This is a genomic window from Neobacillus sp. SRL179 (assembly GCF_984799095.1).
Genome location: NZ_OZ481792.1, coordinates 4324727 through 4350933, shown reverse-complemented (window position 1 = coordinate 4350933; position 26207 = coordinate 4324727). Strand labels below are relative to the sequence as shown.

The window sequence follows — 26207 nt, the reverse complement described above, 5'->3', positions numbered from 1 at the left end:
GCAAGGTTTGCGCCTTCAGCTGTGGGAATTCACCTTAAAAAACCTAATTAACCGTTACCCGTGTTTTGGTAAACAGCTGCGCGATGGCCAGTGAGGCGGCACCCAATACGGTGGCATCGTCGCCAAGCTCGGAGAAGTGAATTTGAAGGTCATTTTCATAATAAAGACTTGCCCGCTGTTTCACGACCTCTGTAATGGGCGTATGCAGCCACTGTGCCGCTGTCGCCATTAACCCGCCAATAATGACCATTTCCGGATTGAGAATCCGGACGAGATTGCTGATACCGATGCCGATATTTTTGCCGATTCTACCAAAAAGCTGGATGACTTGTGCCTGGCCTTCCTCAGCAAGCTGAAGGAGCATGTCCATATCCGGCTTAGATTTGCCAAATCGTTGTAAGTGCTCTGCCATTCCTTCCAGCTGTGCCGCCTGGTGTAATAGTGGACGAACGGAAGCATAATGCTGCCAGCAGCCGACATTTCCGCATTCACAAGGGGCACCATTTACATCAAATGTAGTATGGCCCGCCTCGCCGGAAAAACCAAGATGCCCTTTATACAATTCTTTATCAATCATGATACCGGTTCCAATTCCATTGTCGATACTAATATAGAGCATATTGGACGATTCCTTCCCCAGTCCGAATGCCGTTTCACCCTGTGCGCCAACGCGCGCTTCGTTATACACCACGATAGGGAGGGAAAAGTCGCGCTCTAGCATGGTTTGTAAGGGAACGTCTTTCCACTTTAGTGTTGGAGCAATCAAGACATTTCCATCATCATCAATCGTACCTGGGAATCCAATCCCAATCCCTACAACACCGTAGGGGCTTTCCGTGGCTTTTGCAAGTAAGCTTCGAATGGATTGTTTTAATGATTCATAGATTTCCGTTTGTGAGTTTGTGTGGATGGGAGTCTCATATCGTTCGATAACATTTCCTTGTAAGTCTGTTAAAATAGCTGAGATGAGATGAACTTTTAAGTTAATCCCAATCGCAAAGCCGGCCCGATTATTAAACATCAGTATAACGGGTTTGCGCCCGCCGCTGGATTCTCCTGGCCCTGTTTCGTACACATACTGACTCTCGAGTAATTCATTGACGAGATTGGAAACGGTACCTTTATTCAACCCGGTTATTTTGCACACTTCTGCACGGGAGATAGGAGAAAATTGTTTAATTGTCTCTAAAACAACGGTTTTATTTATTTCTTTTACGAGGAATTGATCACCCGTTAATGCCATCATTTCACCTTCTAACCCTTCTCAGGTATATGATTTTTCACTGATCTTGTTCTCATTATAAGTTCTCGAAAAGAATTTATCAAACTTTGTTTATCCTATGGACAAACAAAGTTTAGTTGTGTTACTATTCAGACATAAACAAACTTAGTTCATCCTTTGGAAAAACTAAGTAAGGACATTTAGCTTGTCTAAGTGGTAAGAAATTTATTTTTTTATAAAAAAAGAAAGCGCTTTTAAATGAAAATGGTAAAGGGGAGGAAGAGGTGTCCATTACATTTGGGTGTCATGGTTCAACATGGGAATTAGACTATGATAAAGAAACGGATTATTTAGAACATATCATTGGGGTTGTAAAGAAAGCCGGCTTTAAAGGAATTGATGTTCAGGTGTCATTGCTGGGAAGGTTTAAGGAAGAACCGGAACGTTTGAAGGATGTGCTTGATCAAAACGGTTTGCAGCTTGCTGCGCTGACGCTTCCCTTCAGTTGGTTAAGCCATCAGGAATCAGACCAAGAACGAAACGTGGCTGACTATTATCTGAACTATTTGAAGCATTTCCCTCAAGCTTTGCTGAATGTTGCTCCAAGGGTAGGGCCCAACCGTGAGCATTTGTTAACCAGGCAAAGGGAGATCATCCAATGTGCGAATACGCTAGCCAAGAGGGCACATGATCAAGGAATTGTTTGCTCCTTCCATCCAAGTTCGCCTCCGACTTCGTATTTTCGTACAGAAGACGATTACAGCCTGTTATTTAATGAATTAGATACCCGCTATATTGGCTACACACCGGATGCGGGCCACATTACATATGGCGGGATGAATGCTGTTGAAATTATCCAACGTTACTTGCCGATCATTAAGCATGTTCATTTTAAAGATTGCTCTAATCAACCAGAGTGGAAAACGATGGGGCAGGGAGAAATTGATTTCCCAAAAATTGTCTCAGATCTGACGAGTTATGGCTATAAGGGCTGGATTATGGTCGAGGAAGAAACAAGGGAATCGGAATCCAATCCGGACGAAGCGGTGATGAATATTGGGGGCTATGTAAGAGACCAGTTAGAGCCGATTGCAAAAGGAGTTCGATCTTGATGGGACAGGGCTTATTCATTCCATCGTTACTCATCTCGGAAGTCTATCATCCTTACAGCTTGGAAAAAGGATGTACCGCTGATTTGCTGAAACGGGTCGGTGAAGACGGCTTTTATCAAGCGGTTGAAATTGGTTATGGCTTTTCGGAAATTGAACGAAAGCAAATTTCCAACACGGCCAAGGAGCAGAAATTAACCGTTATCCAGTGGCTGACCACTCTTATTCACGAAAAAAACCTTGATTTGTCCTCAAATGAAACAAAAAAGAGGCAAGAAGCAGTCCGGCGAATCAAAGAAAGTTTATACCTTGCGGCCGAATGCGGTGCTTCAGCCATTGCTTTCATTAGCGGCCCCGATCCTGGTGTTTCCTTTAGACAGGCGGCAACAGAAAGCTTTTATCAGAGTTTGTGTGAAATCTGCGAGGAAGCCGCAACATTCAATCTAGAGGTTTTGATTGAACCGCTCGATCGCGAGGCTAACAAGAAACGCTTGTTAGGTCCAACCGATGAAGCTGTTACGTTATTTGCAAGAGTGAGGGAATCCTTCTCCAATATTGGGTTTGCATTTGATACGGCGCATGCCGCCCTTAACAGAGAAGATATATTCGCGGCATTGAACTTAGCACAATCGTATATTCGGCAAATTCACTTTTCTAATGCTGTCTTGGATCCACATGATGCTTTATATGGTGATCATCATATGCCAATCGGCAAGCCGGGATTTTTAGATATTGAATCCATCAAAGCCATTTTACAAAAAGCAGAGGATTTAGGGCTTGCCGATAATGGGATGCGTGTTGCCGTTGAAGTTCGCGGGACAACCCAGCAGGCGCTTCATGAAAATGAACGAGCAGTAAGATCAGTTCTCGAAACAGTCCTGCCTAGCGTGAAAATTTAAAACCCAATTGGTAACAAAAGGAGTTGATCAAAATGACTAATCCATTAGAAGAAATTAGCCGATCCAAATTAGTGGCGATTATTCGCAGTGATTCAACAACAGGGCTTGAGGATATTGTGAAAAGTCTTGAGGCAGGCGGAATCCGTGCTGTAGAAGTGACCATGAATACACCAGGAGCACTGAAAGGGATTGAACGGATTAAAGAGCTTTTTCCTGATATGCTGGTCGGAGCCGGGACCGTGTTAGATTCTGAGACTGCTAGACTTGCTATTCTTTCAGGGGCAAGCTATTTGCTGTCCGCGACATTAAATAAGAACACAATCGAAACAGCAAATCGCTACAACGTTCCCGTCATTCCTGGCGTTTTTACCCCAACTGAGGCATTAACGGCCTATGAATATGGGGCGAAAATGGTGAAAATCTTCCCCATTCGCACACTGGGACCATCCTATCTTTCCGATTTGAAGGGGCCTTTACCATTTATCCAAACAATGGCAGTAGGCGGTATTTCACTAGAAAATGCGGAGGATTATTTGAAAGCAGGAGCAAGTGCTCTTGGTATTGGCAGTACGCTGGTAAATGATAAGTTAGTGCAGCAAGGTGATTTTACAGAAATAGAGAGACGGGCAGCAAGGTTCGTAGAAATTGTTCGTAAAGTTCAATCACCAAATTGAATTCTGTAGAAAAGTGGTGTTGAATGTGAAGGTGATCCTCATTGATTCGGGGACGACCAATTCAAGAATCAGATTAATAGATAAAGAGTCAACCACCATCCTTGATTCTGAAAAAGTACGAGTGGGTGTTAAAGACACGGCGATTACAGGTGATAACCGAAACTTGATCTCCCAGTTGAAAATGGGAATCGAGCGGATACTCACCCATAATCAGCTCACTCCTGCAGACATCGAGTATATCGCGGCATCTGGGATGATTACGTCGAATTTGGGAGTTTACGAGGTAGCTCATATTGGAACTCCTGCAAGTGCAGACGATTTTGCTACTCATGCAAAAGTGGTCGAGCTGGAAGATTTTTTTCATATCAAATGTATTTTTATCCCAGGAATGAAAAATACGATAAACGTTGATCTTGATGATCATTTACTAGGAATTAATGATTTCGATGTGATGCGTGGTGAAGAGGTAGAATCGTTTGGTCTATTAAAACAGTTTACTGTAGCAGGTAAAGGAATGATGGTTTTACCGGGATCCCATACCAAGTTTGTCGCTGTGGATGATGACCAGTCGTTAACCTTTTGTTTATCGACATTAGGCGGTGAAACGCTTCAAGCCTTGCAAAAGCAAACAATTCTATCGGATTCCCTAGAAGAAAAACTAGTCGAGACGATTGATCCTGATATGCTGGTTAAAGGTTATGAAGCAGCAAGACAGCATGGATTGACTAGGAGTTTTTACCATATCCGTTTGCTTCATTTATTTACGGAATTAACGGCAAATCAACGGGCGAATTATCTAGTAGGGGCTGTCATTTATAATGACCTCCAAGCACTCTTTCAATTAATGAAGGAAAAGGAAGAAATGAAGTGGCTGATCATTGGCGGCTCCAATCCATTAAGGAGCGCATTTACTCAATTATTAAAATACGCCAATAAAGGATGGACGATTATTGAAGCTACTGATCAACAGGTAGATGATTCCCTAGTATTAGGGGCAATCGAAGTGGTATCCCGATACCACCATTTGTGTAAGCAGTAAATGAAAGCGTCCTCTTAAAAAATACAAATATGAGAGTAGGGAAAAATTATATGAAGAAATCTATCAAACACTTAGGAATATTCTTGGCAGCAGTATTATTGCTTGCAATGGTTGGTTGTAGTAACGATACTGCTAGTAGTTCAGGAAAAACAACTGAGAAAAAGTCAGATTTTCCAAATAAACCGATTACGTTAATTGTTCCAAGTTCTGCTGGCGGTGGAACGGATGCAACTGCCCGAGCCTTAACAGCTGATATTGATAAATATTTAGGTCAATCTGTTGGCGTTGTGAATAAGGCAGGAGGAAGTGGCTCTGTCGGAATGACGGAAGGAGCTAACGCGAAGCCGGATGGTTATACCGTTACCATGGTATTTGTGGAATTAACAATGTACAAGCATTTAGGACTTTCGCCGCTTGGACCAGATCAATTTAAGACAATTGGTTTAATTAACTTGGATCCGGCTGCCCTTACTGTTCCAAAGGATGCTCCCTATAACACATTAGAGGAATTTATTGCCTATGCAAAACAACATCCTGGCAAAGTGAAGGTTGGAAACTCTGGTACTGGATCGATTTGGCACATCGCAGCGGAAAGTCTTTCCAAAAAAGCAGGGATCAAACTAAACCATGTGCCATTTGAAGGTGCAGCCCAAGCCGTAACAGCTTTAGTGGGCGGGCATGTTGATGCGGTCACGGTCAGTCCTGCAGAGGTTAAAGCCCAGCTTGATGCTGGAAAAGTAAAGACACTTGCGGTTATGTCAGATAAACGTTCAGATATCATTCCAGATGTACCAACCTTTAAAGAGGCTGGTTTGGATGTTGACCCAGTTGGTACGTGGAGAGGTCTAACTGTTCCTAAGGATACTCCAGATGATGTTGTCGCAAAACTTGAAGATGCATTTATGAAAGCTGCGAAAGAAGAGAAATTCACAAATTTCATGAAGAACAGCGGCTTAGGCATTCAGCTTAAGGGTTCCAAAGAGTTTAAACAATTTATGGATGATAACTACAAACAATTTGGTGATATCATTGCTGAAATTGGTTTGAAAAATTAAAAGCAAGTGAAGTATACAGCTGCAGATTTTTGTAGCGAGGGGTAATAAAAAGTAAAGATTGGGTACTCCCACTCTTTACTTTTTAGGTTTTGTGAAGGGGAGTCGGGGATTCCCTAACATGCTATTAATAGGAACAACAGATGATGTAAGCAGGGGAGTGAAAAGGGATGAAAATACCAAATATAATTTGCGGTTTGTTTATCATGCTTGTTTCGGGAATCTTTTACGCACAGACTTTCTCGTTTCCAAAACTAGATTTAAATGAAATTGGACCAACGGTTATGCCGAGGATTTATTGCGGAATCTTGTTTATATTAGGTGGAATTGTTGTCATTCAAGGTCTATTAGATAAAGGCCCTAAGGAAGAAAAGGAAAATACAATGGGATATTCCGGAGCTGCCATGGGGATTGTTTTAATCTTTCTCATTTTAATCCCGGTTATCGGTTTCTATATTGCCGCAGCCCTTTTTGTTGCAGGCTTATTACTATTTTCTAAAGTTCGGAATTATATTGTCCTTATTTCGATTCCAATTGGAACGGTTTTATTTATTTACGTTTGCTTTGAAAAACTCTTAAAGGTAGCGATTCCTGTAGGATCACTATTTTCATAACCGGGGGTGAAATGAGATGAATTTATTACTAGATGGAATGGCGAATATACTTCAATGGCAAGTGTTATTTGTACTAGTCATTGGAACGGTTCTTGGAATCGCAATTGGCTCGCTGCCGGGATTGACCTCCACCATGGGAGTGGCTGTCATTTTACCTGTTACGTTTGGGATGGAACCCGTCACAGGTATTCTTTTACTCGTAGGTGTTTACTTTGGTTCGGTTTATGGTGGGTCATTAACGGCTATTTTGCTGAATACACCAGGAACCCCCGCCTCCGCAGCAACCGCTATTGATGGATATGCATTGGCAAAAAGAGGCTTGGCCCATAAAGCCTTAACGATTTCTACACTTGCTTCCGCCATTGGGGGAGTATTGAGCGTTATCGTGTTAATTTTAATCGCACCACAATTAGCCAACTTTGCCTTGAAATTTAGTGCGCCTGAATCCTTTGCCCTTGCCTTATTTGGTTTATCGATTATTTCCAGCTTGGCCGGAAAGTCAATGGTCAAAGGGATTATCACAGGCTTTTTTGGACTTTTAATTGCAACGATTGGGTTAGACCCGATGGTAGGAACGCCAAGGTTTACCTTTGATCGAATGGAATTGACCGGGGGCGTAAACTTTATTCCGGTTATGATTGGTCTGTTTGCTGCATCAGAGGCATTTAAATCAATGGAAGATATTTTCTCAGCTCAAAAGGTTACGATAAAAGTTGAAAAAGTAAAGCTGAAGTGGAGCGAATTTAAAACGTTAATTGGAACGATTCTTCGTTCATCTGGAATTGGGACCTTTATTGGGATGATTCCAGGGACGGGTGCAGATATTGCTGCTTTCGTTGCCTATAATGAAGCAAAGCGATTTTCCAAAAATAAAGATGGGTTTGGGAAAGGCGAATTAAAAGGTGTGGCGGCACCTGAATCAGCGAATAACAGTGTGACGGGTGGAGCGATGATTCCATTATTAACATTGGGGATTCCTGGAGATGCAGTTACAGCTGTTTTATTAGGAGCCTTGATGGTTCAAGGACTGCAGCCCGGTCCGATGTTGTTCCAAAACAATGGGCCGATTGTGTATACATTATTTATCGGAATGCTGTTAGCCAATCTTCTTATTGTAGTGATTGGGTTACCGGGGATTCGTTTGTTTACGAAGATTCTATATGTTCCAAAGGCCATTTTAACGCCGCTTATTTTAATTCTTTGTACGGTTGGTGCCTACTCTTTAGGGAATAGCTTCTTTGATGTAATGGTCATGTTTGTTGCCGGTGTGATTGGTTATTTCATGCAGCGCTATGATTTCCCAGCATCGCCGCTTATTCTAGGATTGATATTAGGGCCAATGATGGAAAGTAATTTACGCCGTTCCTTGGTAATGTCTGAAGGACATGTCAGCATCTTTTTCACACGGCCGATTGCTGCCTTTCTACTTATTATTGCAATTCTTACATTATTTGCCCCGCTGTATACTAAATTTTTCAAAAAGAAAAAAGATACTGATCAAGTTACAACTCTGTAAAACGAGTATGGGTGACAGTATCTTTAGATGAAGGAGTTTTTCTAAATGAAAATTCGCAGTTATGAATTGTTTCAACTTCCGCCACGTTGGCTTTTCTTGAAAATTGAAACCGATGAAGGCATTGTCGGTTGGGGTGAGCCAGTCATCGAAGGCCGGGCTTCGACGGTAAAGGCCTGTGTGGAGGAATTAATGGGCTATCTCATTGGGAAGGACCCATTACGGATTGAAGATCATTGGAATATGTTGTACCGCTCTGGATTTTATCGCGGCGGTCCAATTCTAATGAGTGCGATTGCTGGAATTGATCAGGCCCTTTGGGATATTAAGGGCAAATATTTTAATGCTCCTGTCTATCAATTATTAGGCGGGGCCTGCCGTGATTCTATTAAGGTCTATTCATGGATTGGCGGCGATCGTCCGGCTGATGTCGGCTTGGCAGCAAAGGCGGTAGTTGATGCCGGCTTTACGGCTATAAAAATGAATGCAACGGAAGAACTTCAGTACATTGATTCTTATGAAAAAGTTGATCAGGTGTTGGAACGAGTTGCCGCCATTCGTGAAGCAGTCGGCAGCTATGTGGGAATTGGGATTGATTTTCACGGCCGTGTTCATAAGCCGATGGCGAAAATCCTGGCAAAGGAATTGGAACCATTCCGGCCAATGTTCATTGAAGAACCTGTGTTAGCGGAAAATAATGAAGCTTTACGAGAAATTGCGCAGCATACGACGATCCCGATTGCGACAGGGGAGCGGATGTTTTCACGCTGGGACTTTAAGTCTGTTCTAGCAGAAGGTTCTGTCGATATCATTCAGCCTGATTTATCCCATGCAGGCGGGATTACTGAATGTAAAAAAATTGCTTCAATGGCTGAAGCCTATGATGTAGCACTCGCTCCGCATTGTCCTTTAGGACCGATTGCTCTAGCTGCATGTCTTCAAGTTGATGCCACTGCCCATAATGCTTTTATTCAGGAGCAAAGTTTGGGCATTCATTATAATCAAGGCAGTGACCTATTGGATTATATCAAGGATCCGTCCGTGTTTGAGTATAAAGATGGGTATGTCGGAATTCCGCAAGGTGCGGGGTTAGGAATTGAAATCGATGAAGAATTCGTTCGAAAACAAGCTGAAATAAGCCATGACTGGAAAAATCCTGTTTGGCGGCATAAGGATGGAAGTATTGCAGAATGGTAAAATTGTAGGAAAATAGGGTGAAGAGGCTGATTGGTTTGTACAGGGCTGGAGCACTGCACCGAAGGTTATCTTTTATGGATGAGTGTGAACCAGATGAGGTAAGCCTGCGAAACAATATCTGCCAGCTGTGAATCTCGGACGAGGGGGACTTTAAATTGAAACCGAAAGTTTTTATTGCCAAGCGTATTCCTAAAGAGGTTGAGGAGTATATTGCCCGCTATTGTGATTACAGGATGTGGGACCAGAAGGAACCAATCCCAGCGGATTTGCTCCTGAAGGAAGTGGCGGATGTGGAAGGTCTGATGACACCTAAGGGCGTCATTACGAAGGAATTTTTAGAAAAAGCGCCTCATTTAAAAATTGTCAGCAACATTGCCGTTGGGTATGATGCCTTTGATATTGAAGCGATGAAGGAACGCGGTGTCATCGGTACACACACCCCTTATGTTCTTGATGAGGCTGTGGCTGACCTGGTTTTTGGATTAATTTTATCAACGTCACGAAGGATTCCTGAATTTAATCATTTCGTGAAGGCTGGCAAGTGGGAAAAGTCCATTCATGAAACCTACTTCTATGGCCAGGATGTTCACCATGCGACATTAGGAATCATTGGCATGGGGCGGATCGGTGAGAAGGTGGCAAGAAGAGCTTCACTTGGCTTTGAAATGAATGTCTTGTATAACAGTAACAGCAGAAAGCCTCAGTTGGAGGAACAATACGGGATTGAATACAGTGAAGTGAATGATCTATTAGAGCGGGCTGATTTCGTGTTAGTGATGGTGCCATTGAATGATTCTACCTACCACTTTATGGGGGAAGAACAGTTCAATCGGATGAAATCAAATGCTATTTTTATTAATTGTTCACGGGGATCAGTAGTAGATGAAAAGGCCCTCATTCGAGCGCTGCAAGAAGGAAAAATTTCTGGAGCCGGCTTGGATGTGTTTGAGGTTGAGCCTGTCGAAAAAGACAATCCTCTCTTGAAAATGGACAACGTCGTCGTGCTTCCGCATATCGGCTCCGCAACAGATAAAACTCGATTCGATATGGCCATGAAAGCAGCCGAAAACCTTGTCGCAGGCGTTACTGGAAACATGCCAGAGAACGTTGTGCCGGAACTGCGGTGAGGTGTGGAACAGGGGTCATACCCTTCTTAAGTAGCAATAATATATGTAAGAGAAGAACTACTAGTTTCTTCTCTTTTCTTATTGTCGATCCCCTTTTCGTTAAATTCTGGATTAACGCGCAGGTGATAGACTAGCAGAATAGATATTTGCTATAATGTTTCGTAAGCAAAAAAAATCTATTAGAACTGGAGTGAACACGATGCAACTAGCAAATGCAAAAGTACAAAATGTTGACCTTGAGAACTCAACCTTTAATATCCTGCTAACATTCTCTGATACTCATAAAGCGATGTTATATTGCCGAGTAGAAGATCAACATGTTAAAGCATATAATATTGGAATTATGGACACATGCCCTTGCTGCTTTAAGCCGAATTGCCCAAGTCTATTTGCCAAGCGTCAAGAGTTATTAATTGAAGCGCAGAAATTCACCGAACTTCCTAGTGAATTGGTGACTGATGGCGTGTTAGTTACAAATTAATCATCTGAGCAAAAACAAGTTGTTCGATAAAAAAAAGACTAGATAGAAGTTCAACTTCAGTTCATTTTCCTCCTCCGCTTCGCTTAGATGGCGGGGGTGTTTTTATTGTTTAAGAAAATGAGTAGTTTGAGATAGAGCGGCAGCGTTCAAAAACATGGAATTAAAGATGGACAAATCGTAAAACTACTTAACAATGAAAATTAGATGAAATAACATGCTGAAAAATTAAGAACATTGACAGAATTCTCAATTTGATGTAGCCTAATAATATAATTTAATAGTAACCTCACTTTTTTTCAGTGAGGTAGAGGCGCGGTAGTTAACAGTCCTTAGTGGAGTTTGAGAAGCCATGATGCTAGGGAGAAGGAAGTATCGCCGAAGTTTGTAATATTCTCAGTATTACATGCTGGGTCTGCAGTGAAGAATTGCAGGACTGTCTCAATAAACGACCCAGTTTATTGAGTTGTGCTATCTCATTCGGGATAAGGGAGGACTTTAGGGCAACTTATACATATTGCGACCTTGAGTTTATCTCAAGGTCGTTTTTTGTTGTACTTTAGCTCTAACCAAATAGGAGGAGAATGAACATGAGGAAAAAGGCATCATTATTTGTAGTCACATTGCTTTCAGCTATTATTCTATTGGCCGGATGCGGGACAAGTACGAAGACAGCTTCTGGCGCATCGGATGACAATACATTTAAGGTAGGTCTCGAAGCAGGATATGCCCCGTTTAACTGGACTCAGAATGATGACTCTAATGGAGCGGTGAAAATCAAAGGCACTTCACAATATGCAGGTGGTTATGATGTGGAAGTCGCTAAAAAAATTGCCGATGGTTTAGGGAAAGAATTAGTTATTGTGAAAACCGAATGGGATGGCCTTGTTCCAGCGTTAACTTCAGGTAAAATTGATGCAATTATCGCCGGGATGTCACCAACAGCAGAACGGAAGAAAACAATCGACTTCTCGGACAACTATTATAAATCCAATTTAGTGATGGTGGTTAAAAAAGGCGGCAAGTACGACGGTGCTACTTCGATCCAAGATTTCAAGGGAGCAAAAGTGACCGCACAATTAAATACCTTCCACTATTCCGTGATTGACCAAATCAAGGGAGTAACAAAAGCAACAGCAATGGACAACTTCCCAGCGATGAGGGTGGCCTTAGAATCCGGCATCATTGATGGATACGTATCTGAACGTCCTGAAGCAGTCAGTGCTTCATCTGCTAATGATAAATTTGCGATGGTCGAATTTACAGATGGATTTAAAACATCAGAAGATGATACCGCCATTGCGGTCGGCCTTGAAAAGGATAGTAAATTAACAGACAAGATCAATGGGATTTTAAAAGAAATCTCAGAAGAAGAACGCACAAACATCATGGATGAGGCAATCAAGAATCAACCAGCGTCAAAATAATCAGGACATGAAGCCGGCTGTATTTTTTGCAGTCGGTTTTATGATGAAATAGGGGGGAGAAAGTTGAGCTTTGATTGGATAGTAAAAATTATCGCGGAAAATTGGCCGATGTTCCTTCGCGGAGCTGGCATGACGCTGGTGATTGCCCTAATTGGAACCATATTGGGTGCCATCATTGGTTTACTAGCAGGGGTGATCCGCACGATACCTGTTCCGGAACGTGGAGCTAAAAAAGTATTGCTTAAAGTGGTTAATGTTATTCTTTCTATTTATATTGAGTTTTTCCGTGGAACACCGATGATTGTTCAGGCGATGGTCATTTATTATGGTTCAGCCTTGGCTTTTAATATTGATATGAATGTTTTTGCAGCAGCGATCATTGTCGTCTCGATTAATACAGGCGCCTATATGGCGGAGATTGTCCGTGGCGGGATTGTTTCGATTGATAAAGGTCAATTCGAAGCAGCGCAGGCGATTGGGATGAATCATCTGCAAACGATGATGAATGTAGTTCTGCCACAGGTGATCCGCAATATTTTACCGGCAACAGGAAACCAATTTGTTATTAACATTAAGGATACGTCGGTACTGAATGTGATTTCCGTGTCGGAGTTGTATTTCTTAACTAAATCAGTTGCTGGAAACAACTTTAGATATTTCGAATCATTTTTCGTAGCTTGTATCATTTATTTCGTGATGACGTTTATTGTTACAAGAGTTTTGCTTTATTTTGAAAGAAAATTAGAAGGCCCGGACAACTATACGATGCTTGGTGAAGAGGACATACAGGTAACGAAATAACTGACAAAGAAGGAGGAAATCGTATGGAAAAAGTCATTGATATTCAGCATTTAAACAAATCCTTTGGAACGCATGAAGTGTTAAGAGATATTGATTTCTCCGTCAAGAAGGGAGAAGTGGTCAGTATTATTGGTTCTTCAGGTTCTGGGAAATCGACACTTCTTCGCTGTATCAATCTGTTAGAAAAGCCAAGCGGCGGCCAAATTATCTATAATGGCGAAAATATTTTAGATGATCGGCATGATTTATTCACTTACCGTCGAAAAATGGGCATGGTATTCCAACAATTTAACCTATTTAATAATCACAATGTCCTCCACAATTGTGTGGTCGGGCAAGTCAAAGTGCTAAAGCGCTCCAAGGATGAAGCGGAAAAGGTCGCGTTGAAGTATTTGAAAATTGTAGGGATGGATAAATATGTGAATGCCAAACCCAAGCAATTATCAGGCGGTCAAAAACAACGCGTGGCGATTGCTAGAGCCCTTTCCATGGAACCGGATGTCATGTTATTTGATGAACCCACCTCAGCCCTTGACCCAGAAATGGTCGGAGAAGTTCTGAAAGTTATGAAGGAACTGGCTGAACTTGGTCTGACGATGTTAATCGTGACCCATGAGATGGGATTTGCCAGGGAAGTATCCAATCGCGTAGTATTTATGGACAAGGGAGTCATTGCTGAGGAAGGCAGCCCTGAGCAGATCTTCCAACATCCAACGCAAGAGCGGACGAGGGAATTCTTAAAACGGACATTAGCGAGATAATGGGGTCAGACCTCACTTCACTAAGGCAGAGAGCTAAGTTTCTCTGCCTTTTTTATGTTAGTCAAGACGGTTTTTTATACAAGCTTTTTAGGCAAAAGGAGCGGTTTAGAACACGATTAATCAAACAATTGAGGTCAAGAAGAAGAAATAGCAGTATGGTGTAATTTAAAATAGGAACTGGTTCCTATATAGGAATTAAAATAGGGAACCAATGGGGATTACAATTTATCTCCATTTTTTTCATAATGAACTATATACACATTACCTATATGATGAAAGAAAGAGAAAACATAGGGTGCAATTCAAACCATTGTCCTATTAACTTAGGATTTATTGTTTTAAGGGGGCCGGCCGATTGATCGCCAAAGACATGTTAGTGCAGAAACAAATTGATGCTCAACGGGAAAGAATGCAGCCTAATACACTTCACGATTTTAGTATTTATTCCTTAATCTTTAATCAGCATCCGGATGCAATTTTCGCACTGGATCAACAAGGGGATTTTTTAGTTGCGAATCATAAAGTGGATGAGTTTATCGGCTATAAACCAAATGAGTTAACTGGTTCATTTCACCAATACTTGAGAGAAGATCACATAGAAAGAGTCTTTTGCCACTTTGAGCTGGCCTTAATGGGAGAACCACAAAATTATAATTGTAAGGTAATCCATAAAGAGGGACATGATGTCCATTTAAATATTACCAATATCCCGATTAAAATGAATGGCAGCATCATAGGGGTCTATGGATTCGCCAGGAATCTTACTTTGCTCGATCAAAAGGAAGCTGAATTGGTAAAAATAACGAATAACTTAAATTTAGCGCAAGAAATCGCCAAAATAGGCAGTTGGGACTATGAGACTGATACGGATTATGTTTATTGTTCTGATTCTTTTTTGAATATTTTGGGCTTAAATTGCGATGGCACTAGGGTACGTAAATATGAAGACCTTCTAAACATGATCCTTCCTGAAGATCGAACTATTTTTAACGATTTATTTCAACGGACCAAACAGTTTGGCGAGATAATGGAATTAGAATACAGAATTGAAAAACCTAATCAGGTCATGATTACTGTCCATATAAAAGCTGTTCCTAAAAAAAACTCCGCTGAAAAAATCACGCGAATCATTGGTGTACTTTATGATATTTCAGAACAGGTCATGATTGAAAACAGATTGAAGGAAAGTGAAACTCGCTTTAATACCATTGCTGAAAGTCTAGATTTAGGCATATGGTCTATGGATTACGACTCACAGGAATTGGTGTATGCCTCACCTGGACTGGACAAGCTAACTGGATACACACCAAAGGATTTACTCACAGGAGAAATGAGGTGGATCCATCTTATCCATCAAGAAGATATTCCTGCATTTGTTAAAAATCAGGAAAAGCTTCTTCAGGGAGAGAGTGTCTTTCATCAATATAGAATCATTGATGCGAATGGAGAAGTAAAATGGATTGAAGATAAAACCTTTCCGGTCCTCGATTCGAATGGTCATTTAGTAAGGCTGGATGGGGTGGTTCAGGATATAACAGATAGAAAAGGCACGGAGGATGAAATCCATTTTCTCGCGTACAATGACTATCTGACACAATTACCTAACCGGAGAATGTTTGACCAAAAGTTGGAGCAAGTGATTGCCGATTATCAAGGTCACTCCGATCGGTTTGCATTATTTTACCTGGATATGGATCGTTTCAAATTAGCCAATGATACGTTAGGACATGAAATTGGAGATAGGCTGCTTCGTAAAATAGCGAAAAGGCTGTCGGCCGTCGCAGGGAATAATGAGGTTTTTAGAATGGGCGGGGACGAATTCACGATTATCCAAACGAATCTCGACCAGAAGCATCCCGGGTTATTAGCGAAGGAAGTCATTGGTGAAATCAATCGGCCTTTTTATATTGATGGGTATGAAATACATCTTACCACCAGTATCGGTATTGGCATTTTTCCAGACGATGAGTGTTCTTTGAAAAAATTAAAAATGAATGCAGATGCGGCCCTTTACCGTGCAAAAGAATTAGGGAAGAATAATGTCCAGTTTAGTAATAAAACCTTTAATCGTGAGTCCTATAAACGGTTTCAAATGGAGAATGACCTGAGAAAGGCCCTCCTCAAACAGGAATTCGTCTTACATTACCAATCGAGAGTGGATGCTCAAACAGGAGAAATTGTAGGAGCAGAAGCGCTGATTCGTTGGAATCATCCAAAACGGGTGCTTGTTTCACCTGCAGAGTTTATCCCTGTAGCTGAGGAAACTGGTTTTATCAATGAAATGAGCGAGTGGATTGTTGAGCAAGTCTGTAAACAGCTTAGTGACTGGAGGGCAAAAGGGTATCCGCTTGTTCCAATCTCAATTAATCTTTCGGCAAAGACGTTAATGAAGGTGGATTTGGTGAAAAAAATCATGGTGATGCTAGCCGACTACTCCATTTCGCCTAGTCTTATCGAAATCGAGATTACTGAGGAATCGCTCATTAAGAATGAAGGCACAGCGATGGCTACTATTCAATCATTACGAGAGCTGGGGTTTGTAATCGCACTCGATGATTTTGGAACGGGGTATTCTTCAATCGGTTATTTGAAAAAGTTTAAGGTAGATGTGATCAAAATTGACCGCTCTTTTATAAAAGATATTCATGAAAATAATGAGGATTCAGCCATCGTCCAATCGATTATTTTGTTAGCAAAGGGTTTAGGTTTAAAGATTGTCGCCGAAGGTGTCGAGACGGAAAAACAATGGCATCTGCTACAATCTTTAAAATGCCACTATATTCAAGGTTATTTGTTTAGCAAGCCGCAGCCGGCAGAAGAGTTTGTGGGGACGCTTATTATGCCTCAAACGGCCAGCAGAGGAGTTTATTCGCTGATGGATGCGGGATTAAGTTCATGGAGTACTATAAAAGGGTAGAATGCAAATAAGGCATTCATTATCCAAAAGAATAGAAAAGAGGTTGACCCACATTCATAATGGGTCAACCTCATTTGCTATAGCAGGACTGTCTCTTTTTCTAAATAATGGTCATATAGTTCGAGACTCTCCAGAAGTTCATGCCTATATACTAACAACGCTTTTCTAACTACTTTGTTATAATGGCCGCTAGAAAGTTCTTTATTACACTCTTCCAATTCCTTGTTCTTAACGATTCTTAACTCGGTAAACATACTTTCTAAATCTCTCCCCATTTGCCCAGCCTCCAACACTATATTTTTATTATTCTATAATCAAGGATGGACAAATTTTTTATTGTTTATTCCTATTCAGTTAGCATTTATCCGTAATGATTTTATTGGTTGGACAAGTTCTTTGGGGTCTTGCCTTCACCGATGTCAATTTTATACATAAGATAAACTACAGTAAAAGCATCTGAAAGAAGGGAGTGCTAAGACGTGCCTTCCGTTATTAATTTAGGAATGATGAATATCAACTCCCTGCAGCCGAGTGCGGCCGTTTTTGTTGGGGAATCTGTTGTAACTGGAATGGATGCCAATCGTAAATACAATCTAGCCATTGGGGGTATTTATGGTGTAGGAAATGTAGTGGCAGGAAATTTAGCTAATAATGCAGATAGCTTCGAAATGATGGATGGGGTCATTTTTGATCAGGATTTCAAACCGAGTATTGGAGGAAATGCCTAGTTTTTTCGAGAGCTACTGGACGAAGACCTTTAGTATAGAAATTTTTCCAGCTCAATTACGTGCCATTTAGCGGGCAAATAATCTTTATCAGCGCATTTTGAGGATTTATCAGCGAATCAAGCAAATTATAAAAAAACAACAAACCCTTATTGAACCTGGGGTTTGTTGTTTGCTGTTTTGTGTCTTTCTTTCGACGGATGGCTGTTTAAAGAAGCAGTTGAATGGGCAAAGTTGTTGCGGTCCCCATGGATATTTCCTAATCCTTGGCTATGTTTTTTACTATTCTTGAAGTCTTCGATAAAATTGTTGCCGATGCTAAAGCACGAGGCGCTTTCAATCGTTCCAATTTTGATCGAACCGATGTGAAAGGTGGGCGATAAAATGGGGGAAGACATGAATTATTCCTCCTCCTCTGACGCTTTAATATGAATCCACCGATTATGTGTCAGCTTGTTTTCACTTCCCGTCACCGTGCCTACTGCTTCATTGATGGTGGTTTGAGCGGAAAAATGGTGCAAACGGTTCTCTTTCCCGACAAAGATTCCAGACGATGTCGACAGCTGGTCCACTGAAATCGTTCCAAGTGTAAGATCAATCATATGCGGGGCTCCTTTCATTTACTGCTATACTATTCTAAGAAATGGGCGGATGACACTATCTTTTTTTCACCATCGTGAATTCCCTAACATATGGTACAGTATTTAGAACTGCGTGGTGAGTGGGGCAATGAAACATGCTTTTCAATTTAATTTTATGGGGAATATCAATGTGCAAAACATGCAAAGGCAATCGGGGATTTTTATTGGGGAACAAAATCATGCCACCGGCTGGAGTACCCATGGGAAAGAAAATAGTGTCATAGGCAGGATTAGTGGACAGTCGAATTTACTGTTTCAAAACATCTCCATCTTAGATGATCAGGATTTTATCGATACGCCGATTGACGATCGTGATATCAATATTTCAGTGGAGAATCCTAGTCAAGAGGATCATGCGAGCTTTACGCTTGGGGCGGTCAATGTGAATTCAATGCAGCAAAATAGCTCGGTCTTTGTGGGGAAGTCCCATGTGACGGGGATGGATGCTAATGAAAAAGCGAATCATTCCCAAGGCAGTGTAATGGGAAATCTTAATCAGTTTTTGAATAATGTCAATATCAACAATGACCAAGATCTAATCGATGGGGTAATGGAAGATCAAGATATTAAGATTACCCATATCCAAAAGGAAACAGATTAATCATGACGGAAACGAAATCCTTTTTCCGTTTTGGTTATTTTTTTTTGCTCTGATTTAGCCTCAGCTGTTTCCGACATGGTCTGCTTTTTCACATTTTTCTTATCCATTTTTAAAATGACTGGGTCGGATAGGTCCTCCATGCTGCCAATATGATTACCGATAATCAGTTTTCCGCTTAATTCATCAATATCGAGATTGTCCAACCGAAATGTTATGTTTTCTAAATAATCGATTTGGACATGATCAAATTGAATATTTCTGCTTTCTTCCTTCTCTTGTTTTTGCTCGAGCAGCTCTATAATTCGATCTAATTTGGTAAGAAGAGGGTCCAGTTTATTATCTTTTTCAACCTGCTTTTTCTTTGAAAAAAAGTTAAACATAACCTCTCCCTTTCCGATGTGCCTGACACCCACCGAATTTTGTCAAAGATTGATAGAGCAAGAGGATCGCCCTGTGTCCTTCCTTTTTAGTATATTTTCACATTTACCTAATCATACCTGCCTTGGCTTCGTTTCTACCTCCGCTTCCTGTTTAAGTCATCTGACTATCCGCTCAGCCATCATAACTTTCCATTACTAACCTGATAATTTTTGTAACTATTTTCCTATATTCCTCGTCTTAAACTAAGTCTGCCGGAAATATTTGTCAGTCTTAGGTCTTAGATGAGATTACATCAACTGCCCGATGTGAGGGAGTAACTGGGAAACTTATAATAAAAAAGGTAAAAACAGACAAATAGCAAGTTTAGTAGGTTGAGAAAGTAGTTAGAATGAAAAAGGATTTAGTTTTCGGAGGGGGAGAGAAATTATGCAGTCTTGGATTAAGTTTTCTTTAAAGAATGCGGGGGTTATTTTTATTGCAATGCTGATGGTGGTCGCAGGGGGGATTTTTTCAGCTAAAACGATGAAAATGGAGTCAATGCCGAATGTCGACATTCCCTATATGATTGTGCAAGTGCCATACATAGGTGCTACACCTAAGCAGGGATTAGAGGATATAGGTAAGCCGTTAGAAGAAACGTTGTCGGGCATAAAAAAGCTCGATAATCTGTACATTGAAGCACATAGTAATTTTGTTGTCGGAATTTTGGAATTTGAGATGAGCAAGGATATGGATGAAGCGGAAAAGGATGTAACGACAGCTGTCTCGTCCATGAAGCTGCCAGATGGAGCGGAAAAACCTGAAATCCTAAAGGATGGCCCGTCGGCGATGCCAGTTTTTACATTTGCCCTGTCATCGGACAGTGCCAATCAGTCCGACCTCACAGCCTATATTAATGAAAGAATTAAGCCAGCACTAACTGGTATCGATGGGGCGGGAACGATTGATATTTCAGGTGAAACGGAAAAAGAAGTAGCGATCAAGCTCGATCCTGAAAAAATGAAATCGCACGGAATTACGTATGAGGCTGTCAAGCAAGTACTGCAAGCTCATCATTTTTCCTTTCCAGCCGGTCAAGTCAATGTTGATGATAAAACATTGAATGTTCAAGCGGACTTCAAGCTGGGGTCTGTGGAGGATGTCAAAGTCATACAAATGTTAACCCAAGGAACCGAGGGTGTTAAAAAAACAGCCATGGCGGAAATCGCTGACATTTCTTTTACCAACAAAAAGGAAACAGTCTACACACGGTTAAATGAAAAGCCGGCCGTGCTGATTGAGATGAAAGCAACTCCAGGCTCCAATACGGTCGAAGTGGTTAGTCAGGCAAAAGAAAAGCTAGATGCACTCGATCTTCCAGAAGGATTTACGTTAACGAAGTTATATGACACTTCTAAAGAAGTAAAAACGTCTGTGGATGGGATGCTGCGGGAAGTCTTGCTTGGTACCTTGTTTGCGGTCATTGTGACCTTCTTATTCCTTCGCAATATCCGGGCAACGATTGTAGCCGTTCTATCGATTCCGCTATCGATCTTAGCTTCGATGATTACATTGAAATATTTTGATTACAGCTTAAACATGATGACTCTTGCCGGGATTGCGGTCGCAGTCGGACGGGTCATTGATGACTCGATTGTCGTGATTGAAAATGTGTACCGCCGTACCTTAACAAGTCCAAAGCGTGATGAAAAAATGGTACTGACGGCCGCCAAGGAAGTAGGCGAAGCGATCACATCTTCCACACTGACGACGATTGCTGTATTTGGACCGCTGTCGTTTGTTCCAGGAATCATTGGCCGCTTTTTTGCTCCTTTCGGAATTACGGTTATTGTCGCACTTGCGTTTTCTTTGATTGTGTCGTTAACCGTCGTGCCGCTGCTCGCCAAATTATTTTTGCTGGGAATTAAACCGAAAGAAGTTAAGGAAACGATTTTTCAAAAAGCTTATAAGCATACACTATCATGGGTCTTGAATAAACGCGCCATCACGATTGGGCTGGCGCTGCTGATGTTTGTCGGCTCGCTTATACTAGTCCCGATGATTCCTAAAAACTTTTTACCGCAGGAAAAAGCTGTATCATATCGGTTAACAGGGGATTTGCCTGACGGAACCTCGTTAGAGAAGGCGAACCAACTCGCCGTTAAAATAGAAGGGATTTTAAAAGAAGAGAAGCAGATTAAACATTCTCAAACGATTGTGGATGGGGAGCATATTCGCTTTGCAATTGATTTACAGGACGGCATCTCAAAAGAGGAAACAAGTCACTTTGAAAAAAGAGTTCGAACAGAAGTGGAAAAGTTAGATCAACAAATGCAAGTGGCCTTGAGTCCGGTCGGGATTGTCGGAACAAGCGGTGTCACTCTCATTGTAGAGGGTGGGAATGCCAAGGATTTGGAAACGGCAGGGAAGCTGATTACCGATGAAATTAAAGATATCGACGGCTTAGAGAATGTCGAATCCAACCTTTCTGGGGTGAAAGAACAGCTTCAATTGGATATCAATGAGGGGAAAGCAGTGGAAAAAGGGTTAAGCCCGATTATGGTTGCTGGATTTGTCCGTGAGCTCATTTCAGGTGACCATGTGGCCGATATGCAAGTGGACGGAAAAACGACGAGTGTCCATTTGTCATTGGAGGGCGATCCGGCCCACACCATCAAGGGGATTATGAGTCAAACGATGACCAATCCAATGGGGCAGCAGGTCAGCCTCTCAGAAGTGGCCTCACTCGAAAAAGCACCGAGTCCATCAGCGTTGTATCGGTTAAATCAGCAGCCATATGTGCAGGTGAATGGCCGCATTACGACAGACAATGCCTCTGGCGTGCAGGCAGAGGTAGAGAAGCGTCTGAAATCATTGGATTTACCTGAAGGGGTTACGTATCGTTCAGAAGGGCAGGCACAGGCAATGAATGAAGGCTTCACCAATATGATGATCGCCATGGCCGTTGCCGTAGTGCTTGTGTTTATTGTCATGTTGATTACGTTTGGCAATATGGTGATGCCAATCGCGATCCTCTCATCCTTACCATTCTTATTCTCTGGGGGATTACTCGGGTTGTATGTGACCAATCAAGCCCTTGGGATGCCGGCGTTAGTTGGGTTCCTTATGTTAATCGGAATCGTCGTCACCAATGCGATTGTCTTAATGGAACGAGTGAAGCAAAATGAGAAGGCGGGCATGGAGACCAAAGCGGCTTTACTCGAAGCAGGAAAAACACGTTTGCGGCCGATTCTCATGACCGCGCTCGCTACCATTGGTGCATTGCTGCCATTAGCCTTATCGAGTGATGGCGGTCTAATCTCCCGTTCATTAGCAATTGTCGTCATATCCGGATTGTTAACGTCAACCTTACTAACATTGGTGATTGTGCCGACTACGTATCATGTGATGAAGTCGATCAAGGGGAGAATGACGAAAAAACAAAGAGATTTAGAAGTGAAAGAAGAACAAGCAAAAGTCAGACCCTTGTTAGGCTAAAATGATATAAGCAAAAAAGTTAGCGGGGAGCGAACACTCTCCGCTTTTTATTAACTCATTGGGCCTTTTTAGCTACATTTTTATAGTACCAAGGCAAAAGAAGATAGGCGAGCAGATAAAACGGGATAGAGTACCACAATTGCCACCCTTTATATTTCATAACATCAGATTGAACGAGTAAAAATTCAAGTAACAGTGACACAGCCGTCCAGATGACAATCTCGAGCCAATTAGTATCAGTCTTTTTAAAATTTAAAAATAAAATAGCGATTAAAGATGGAACAAATGTGATGAGTGACCAATCCATAAACTCAATCGCCTTCGTTGGACCAAAGTCAAATAAATCCGCCCTGACTCCCATTAGAATATGGGCAATCCAGGCGAAGTACCCAACGGCCGGAAATATAATCAACCCTTCTCTAAGGTTCAGTTGTTTTGGAAAAAAAACAATACATAACACTAGTACGATAATGAGGCCCCAAACGATTAACAACCAACACACCCCCCGAAAAGACTAAGTATTTTCAGTATCTACAATGATGTTTTATTTATGCCCGAATGGGATAAATTATTCTAACAGGGAAATCAGACCCGGTTAGACATGTCCTCATTATTAAAATCCAATCCCAATCATTTACAACAACAGGCTTAAATATACTGATAAAACAATTTATCCTTCCGCTTATAGGAGATTGGCACCATGACAATATTATTAAAAAGGGTCAAGGGATAGAAATACCAACATTTGCGGGTTGCCGATGTCGAAAAAAATCGCTAGTATTAATTAATAGAAACATGGTAAGATAGTGATTAAATACTTTATTAGAAAAACAATACACAGAAATAGATATTACTAGATAAGGAGTTGAAGTGAATGAAAAGAATAAGTTTAGCATGGCAAATTTTCATTGGACTAGTCCTTGGGATTATTGTGGGGGCTATTTTTTACGGCAATCCTCACGCGGCAGAAATTTTACAGCCATTTGGGACTATTTTTATCCGCTTAATTAAAATGATTGTAGTGCCTATTGTTATCTCAAGTATCATTGTCGGAGTTGCTGGGGTTGGCGATGTTAAGTCGCTCGGAAAACTGGGCGGAAAGACCCTGCTTTATTTTGAAATTATTACAACGATCGCTATATTTGTTGGGTTAGTAGCAGGAAATGTCTTTCATCCAGGAACAGGGGTCGATCGGACTCAATTAACCAAAACCGATATTGGCGCGTATGTAGAGACAGCGAAAACGACTGAATCTCATTCGATGGTCGATACGTTTGTCAATATTGTTCCAACTAATATTATTCAGTCAATTGCTAATGGCGATATGTTAGCGATTATTTTCTTCTCGGTTATGTTTGGACTAGGTATTGCCGCCATTGGTGAAAAGGGGACGCCGCTTGTTAACTTCTTCAAAGGAACAGCGGATGCGATGTTCTATGTTACCAACCAAATTATGAAGTTTGCTCCCATCGGTGTGTTTGCGTTAATCGGAGTGACCGTGTCTAAATTTGGTTTATCATCGCTGATTCCATTAGGTAAGTTAGTCTTGGTTGTGTATGGATCGATGATTTTCTTCATTCTAGTGGTTCTCGGTTTGACAGCGAAATTAGTTGGCTTTAATATCTTTAAGCTGTTAGCGTATTTAAAAGATGAATTATTGCTAGGTTATTCAACGGCTAGCTCGGAAACTGTTCTTCCAAAGATTATGGAAAAAATGGAGAAACTGGGCTGTCCAAAAGCAATTACATCGTTTGTTATTCCAACCGGTTATTCCTTTAACCTGGATGGGTCCACTCTATATCAAGCGATTGCGGCGCTGTTCATTGCGCAAATGTACGGTATTGATTTGAGTATCATGCATCAAATCACGTTAGTGCTCGTCTTGATGGTGACTTCTAAAGGGATTGCTGGCGTTCCGGGCGTATCTTTCGTGGTCTTGCTTGCTACGTTAGGCAGTGTCGGAATTCCTGTAGAAGGACTTGCCTTCATTGCCGGAATCGATCGAATCCTTGATATGGCCCGTACGGCTGTCAATATTGTCGGTAACTCCCTTGCTGCGATTGTCATCTCCCGGTGGGAAGGACATAATATCAAAGATGAAGCTGAAGAAATAGCTGCATAGAAAAAAATGAGGTCAGTCCTCCACTGCTAAGAAGTAAAGCAGTCGGGGGGACTGACCTTTTTTTATGATTGGAATCAAATTCTATTCAATTAGTACCATGCTTTATATATAATAAAGCTTAATAATCATAGGAGTGATGTATGAATGAATGTATGGGCAGTAGGGGCTGGTGGATTTTTTGGTGCTATTGTTCGTTATTTGGCGGGAAAGGCGCTGCCTACTCCAGCAGGATTTCCATTAGGAACGTTGTCCATCAATCTTATAGGCTGTTTGTTCCTAGCATGGTTTTTTACCATAACAACAAACCGGTGGAAGATTAACCCGAGTGTAAAGTTAGCGATTGGAACTGGATTTACTGGGGCGTTTACGACATTTTCCACCTTTTCTGTAGAAACGTTGACCTTGATCCACAATCAGGAAAATTTTCTAGCCATTCTTTATGTGCTTCTAAGCATATTAGGAGGAATTGGATTCGCCTTGTTAGGGGCAAAGCTGGCCGCTTTTCATATGTCTCGAGTGGGACAATCAAAAGGGGGCATAAAATAATGCTGCTTGTAGGTTTAGGTGGGATTTTTGGAGCAATCTCTAGATTTTTATTGGGGAAATGGATCATAGCCCAATCAGCTAAGCCGTCCCATTTCGGAACTTGGATCATTAATATAAGCGGGTCCTTTGCACTTGGACTCCTTGCGATATTACATACAGGAAAGAGTATTCCGGAATGGACTTGGCTGCTGCTCGGGACGGGTTTCCTGGGGGCGTATACGACATTTTCCACCTTCGGATATGAAACGATTCAAATGTTACATAATAATCAATTGAGGCATGCTGTCTATTATGTTTCTAGTTCCATTGTGCTAGGTGTTATTTTTGCTTGGCTTGGGTCATTGATGGGGAATGCCTTGGTTTGAGGCTGCAAGTATGAAACAAGCTGAGGCCAGCCAAAAGCTGACTAAGAGTATGACTTAATCAAGAAAAGCAGTTACCCAAGATAAAGGGTAGCTGCTTTTTCTAGATAGTTCAGGAGCGTTCCATGACAGCAAAGTAATTATCTTCATCATCGGCAAAGTTGAAGACTTTACCTGAAGGCATCGTGACCATTTCACCGACAGTGATTTGTTTATTTGTGAAGTCTTGATAGAGATTTTCTATATTATCAGTGAAAAACATTAATGAAGGGGTTCCAAGGTGTAATTCTGGTGACATTTTTGCAATGAATTCCTTGTTGTGAAGAATGATACTTGTTTCAGCACTAGGTGACGGGGCAATCTCAATCCATTTCATCCCTTGACCGTTATCTTCTTCAGAAATGACAGTAAACCCTACTTTCTCTGTCCAAAATTTTACCGCCTCATCTTGGTTGTTGACGTAAACCATTATTTGTCCCACTTGATTAATCACTTTACCTCACTCCCATTCTCTTATTGTTA

Annotated in this window: 27 protein-coding genes and 1 riboswitch; of the genes, 20 read left to right on the top strand and 7 right to left on the bottom strand. The window is 41.5% G+C overall.

Features of this window, described 5'->3' with window-relative positions; genetic code table 11:
• Positions 1-43: 43 nt before the first annotated feature.
• Positions 44-1246, bottom strand: a complete 1203-nt coding sequence (locus AC4E8C_RS21410; RefSeq protein ID WP_490208651.1) for an ROK family protein — start codon at positions 1244-1246, stop codon at positions 44-46.
• Between the two features lie 260 nt (positions 1247-1506).
• Between AC4E8C_RS21410 and AC4E8C_RS21405 the strand changes: the two genes are divergently transcribed.
• From AC4E8C_RS21405 to AC4E8C_RS21340, 14 genes are all read left to right on the top strand, one after another.
• The gene (locus AC4E8C_RS21405; RefSeq protein ID WP_490208650.1) at positions 1507-2334 is read left to right on the top strand and encodes a sugar phosphate isomerase/epimerase family protein; all 828 of its coding nucleotides are present in this window, start codon (positions 1507-1509) and stop codon (positions 2332-2334) included.
• Positions 2334-3230, top strand: a complete 897-nt coding sequence (locus AC4E8C_RS21400) for a sugar phosphate isomerase/epimerase family protein (RefSeq protein ID WP_490208649.1) — start codon at positions 2334-2336, stop codon at positions 3228-3230. Before AC4E8C_RS21405 ends, AC4E8C_RS21400 begins: the two co-directional genes overlap by 1 nt.
• 32 nt (positions 3231-3262) lie before the next feature.
• Positions 3263-3904, top strand: a complete 642-nt coding sequence (locus tag AC4E8C_RS21395) for a bifunctional 4-hydroxy-2-oxoglutarate aldolase/2-dehydro-3-deoxy-phosphogluconate aldolase (protein ID WP_490208648.1) — start codon at positions 3263-3265, stop codon at positions 3902-3904.
• Between the two features lie 25 nt (positions 3905-3929).
• Entirely contained in the window at positions 3930-4943 is a 1014-nt protein-coding gene (locus tag AC4E8C_RS21390) for a 2-dehydro-3-deoxygalactonokinase (protein ID WP_490208647.1), read from the top strand.
• Positions 4944-4993: 50 nt separating this feature from the next.
• Positions 4994-5998, top strand: a complete 1005-nt coding sequence (locus AC4E8C_RS21385; protein WP_490208646.1) for a Bug family tripartite tricarboxylate transporter substrate binding protein — start codon at positions 4994-4996, stop codon at positions 5996-5998.
• Positions 5999-6165: 167 nt separating this feature from the next.
• Positions 6166-6609, top strand: coding sequence for a tripartite tricarboxylate transporter TctB family protein (locus tag AC4E8C_RS21380; RefSeq protein ID WP_490208645.1), 444 nt, complete (start codon positions 6166-6168; stop codon positions 6607-6609).
• Positions 6610-6625: 16 nt separating this feature from the next.
• Entirely contained in the window at positions 6626-8125 is a 1500-nt protein-coding gene (locus AC4E8C_RS21375; protein ID WP_490208644.1) for a tripartite tricarboxylate transporter permease, read from the top strand.
• Positions 8126-8170: 45 nt separating this feature from the next.
• Positions 8171-9319 (top strand): galactonate dehydratase, encoded by a 1149-nt coding sequence (dgoD, locus tag AC4E8C_RS21370; protein ID WP_490208643.1) that lies wholly within the window; start codon positions 8171-8173, stop codon positions 9317-9319.
• A gap of 155 nt (positions 9320-9474) precedes the next feature.
• Positions 9475-10446, top strand: coding sequence for a 2-hydroxyacid dehydrogenase (locus AC4E8C_RS21365; RefSeq protein ID WP_490208642.1), 972 nt, complete (start codon positions 9475-9477; stop codon positions 10444-10446).
• A gap of 199 nt (positions 10447-10645) precedes the next feature.
• Entirely contained in the window at positions 10646-10927 is a 282-nt protein-coding gene (locus AC4E8C_RS21360) for a hypothetical protein (RefSeq protein ID WP_490208641.1), read from the top strand.
• A gap of 297 nt (positions 10928-11224) precedes the next feature.
• A riboswitch (Lysine riboswitch) is annotated at positions 11225-11406 on the top strand.
• 108 nt (positions 11407-11514) lie between these two features.
• Positions 11515-12351 (top strand): transporter substrate-binding domain-containing protein, encoded by an 837-nt coding sequence (locus AC4E8C_RS21355; protein ID WP_490208640.1) that lies wholly within the window; start codon positions 11515-11517, stop codon positions 12349-12351.
• Between the two features lie 63 nt (positions 12352-12414).
• Positions 12415-13152, top strand: coding sequence for an amino acid ABC transporter permease (locus AC4E8C_RS21350; RefSeq protein ID WP_490208639.1), 738 nt, complete (start codon positions 12415-12417; stop codon positions 13150-13152).
• 23 nt (positions 13153-13175) lie between these two features.
• The gene (locus AC4E8C_RS21345; protein ID WP_490208638.1) at positions 13176-13913 is read left to right on the top strand and encodes an amino acid ABC transporter ATP-binding protein; all 738 of its coding nucleotides are present in this window, start codon (positions 13176-13178) and stop codon (positions 13911-13913) included.
• A gap of 355 nt (positions 13914-14268) precedes the next feature.
• On the top strand, positions 14269-16830 hold the full coding sequence (locus tag AC4E8C_RS21340; protein WP_490208637.1) for a sensor domain-containing protein: 2562 nt from the start codon (positions 14269-14271) through the stop codon (positions 16828-16830).
• A gap of 77 nt (positions 16831-16907) precedes the next feature.
• Here the strand turns inward: AC4E8C_RS21340 and AC4E8C_RS21335 are convergent, their stop codons facing one another.
• Positions 16908-17105 (bottom strand): hypothetical protein, encoded by a 198-nt coding sequence (locus tag AC4E8C_RS21335; protein WP_490208636.1) that lies wholly within the window; start codon positions 17103-17105, stop codon positions 16908-16910.
• Between the two features lie 204 nt (positions 17106-17309).
• On the opposite strand from AC4E8C_RS21335, the gene AC4E8C_RS21330 reads away from it, so the two are divergent.
• Positions 17310-17558, top strand: a complete 249-nt coding sequence (locus tag AC4E8C_RS21330; protein ID WP_490208635.1) for a hypothetical protein — start codon at positions 17310-17312, stop codon at positions 17556-17558.
• A gap of 146 nt (positions 17559-17704) precedes the next feature.
• Here the strand turns inward: AC4E8C_RS21330 and AC4E8C_RS21325 are convergent, their stop codons facing one another.
• On the bottom strand, positions 17705-17953 hold the full coding sequence (locus AC4E8C_RS21325; protein ID WP_490208634.1) for a hypothetical protein: 249 nt from the start codon (positions 17951-17953) through the stop codon (positions 17705-17707).
• A 3-nt stretch (positions 17954-17956) separates the two neighbouring features.
• Entirely contained in the window at positions 17957-18157 is a 201-nt protein-coding gene (locus tag AC4E8C_RS21320) for a hypothetical protein (protein WP_490208633.1), read from the bottom strand.
• A 127-nt stretch (positions 18158-18284) separates the two neighbouring features.
• Between AC4E8C_RS21320 and AC4E8C_RS21315 the strand changes: the two genes are divergently transcribed.
• Complete coding sequence (locus tag AC4E8C_RS21315; RefSeq protein WP_490208632.1) at positions 18285-18797, top strand: hypothetical protein; 513 nt, start codon at positions 18285-18287, stop codon at positions 18795-18797.
• On the opposite strand, the gene AC4E8C_RS21310 is transcribed toward AC4E8C_RS21315, so the two are convergent.
• Entirely contained in the window at positions 18794-19177 is a 384-nt protein-coding gene (locus tag AC4E8C_RS21310) for a hypothetical protein (RefSeq protein WP_490208631.1), read from the bottom strand. The genes AC4E8C_RS21315 and AC4E8C_RS21310 overlap by 4 nt on opposite strands.
• 427 nt (positions 19178-19604) lie before the next feature.
• Here AC4E8C_RS21310 and AC4E8C_RS21305 point away from each other — a divergent pair, with 427 nt between their 5' ends.
• Positions 19605-22655: an efflux RND transporter permease subunit gene (locus tag AC4E8C_RS21305; RefSeq protein ID WP_490208630.1), complete on the top strand. Its 3051-nt coding sequence runs from the start codon at positions 19605-19607 to the stop codon at positions 22653-22655.
• 55 nt (positions 22656-22710) lie between these two features.
• Here the strand turns inward: AC4E8C_RS21305 and AC4E8C_RS21300 are convergent, their stop codons facing one another.
• Entirely contained in the window at positions 22711-23148 is a 438-nt protein-coding gene (locus tag AC4E8C_RS21300; protein ID WP_490208629.1) for a hypothetical protein, read from the bottom strand.
• Between the two features lie 381 nt (positions 23149-23529).
• Between AC4E8C_RS21300 and AC4E8C_RS21295 the strand changes: the two genes are divergently transcribed.
• The 3 genes from AC4E8C_RS21295 to crcB (AC4E8C_RS21285) all read left to right on the top strand — a co-directional run bounded on the left by AC4E8C_RS21295 (position 23530) and on the right by crcB (AC4E8C_RS21285) (position 25688).
• Positions 23530-24777: a cation:dicarboxylate symporter family transporter gene (locus tag AC4E8C_RS21295; RefSeq protein ID WP_490208628.1), complete on the top strand. Its 1248-nt coding sequence runs from the start codon at positions 23530-23532 to the stop codon at positions 24775-24777.
• A gap of 144 nt (positions 24778-24921) precedes the next feature.
• Positions 24922-25323, top strand: a complete 402-nt coding sequence (gene crcB / locus AC4E8C_RS21290; RefSeq protein WP_490208627.1) for a fluoride efflux transporter CrcB — start codon at positions 24922-24924, stop codon at positions 25321-25323.
• Positions 25323-25688 carry a fluoride efflux transporter CrcB gene (gene crcB, locus AC4E8C_RS21285; protein WP_490208626.1) on the top strand — a complete coding sequence of 122 codons (366 nt, stop codon included), beginning with the start codon at positions 25323-25325 and terminating at the stop codon, positions 25686-25688. The genes crcB (AC4E8C_RS21290) and crcB (AC4E8C_RS21285) overlap by 1 nt, the downstream gene beginning before the upstream one ends.
• A gap of 109 nt (positions 25689-25797) precedes the next feature.
• Here the strand turns inward: crcB (AC4E8C_RS21285) and AC4E8C_RS21280 are convergent, their stop codons facing one another.
• On the bottom strand, positions 25798-26178 hold the full coding sequence (locus AC4E8C_RS21280; protein ID WP_490208625.1) for a VOC family protein: 381 nt from the start codon (positions 26176-26178) through the stop codon (positions 25798-25800).
• Positions 26179-26207 lie beyond the last annotated feature (29 nt).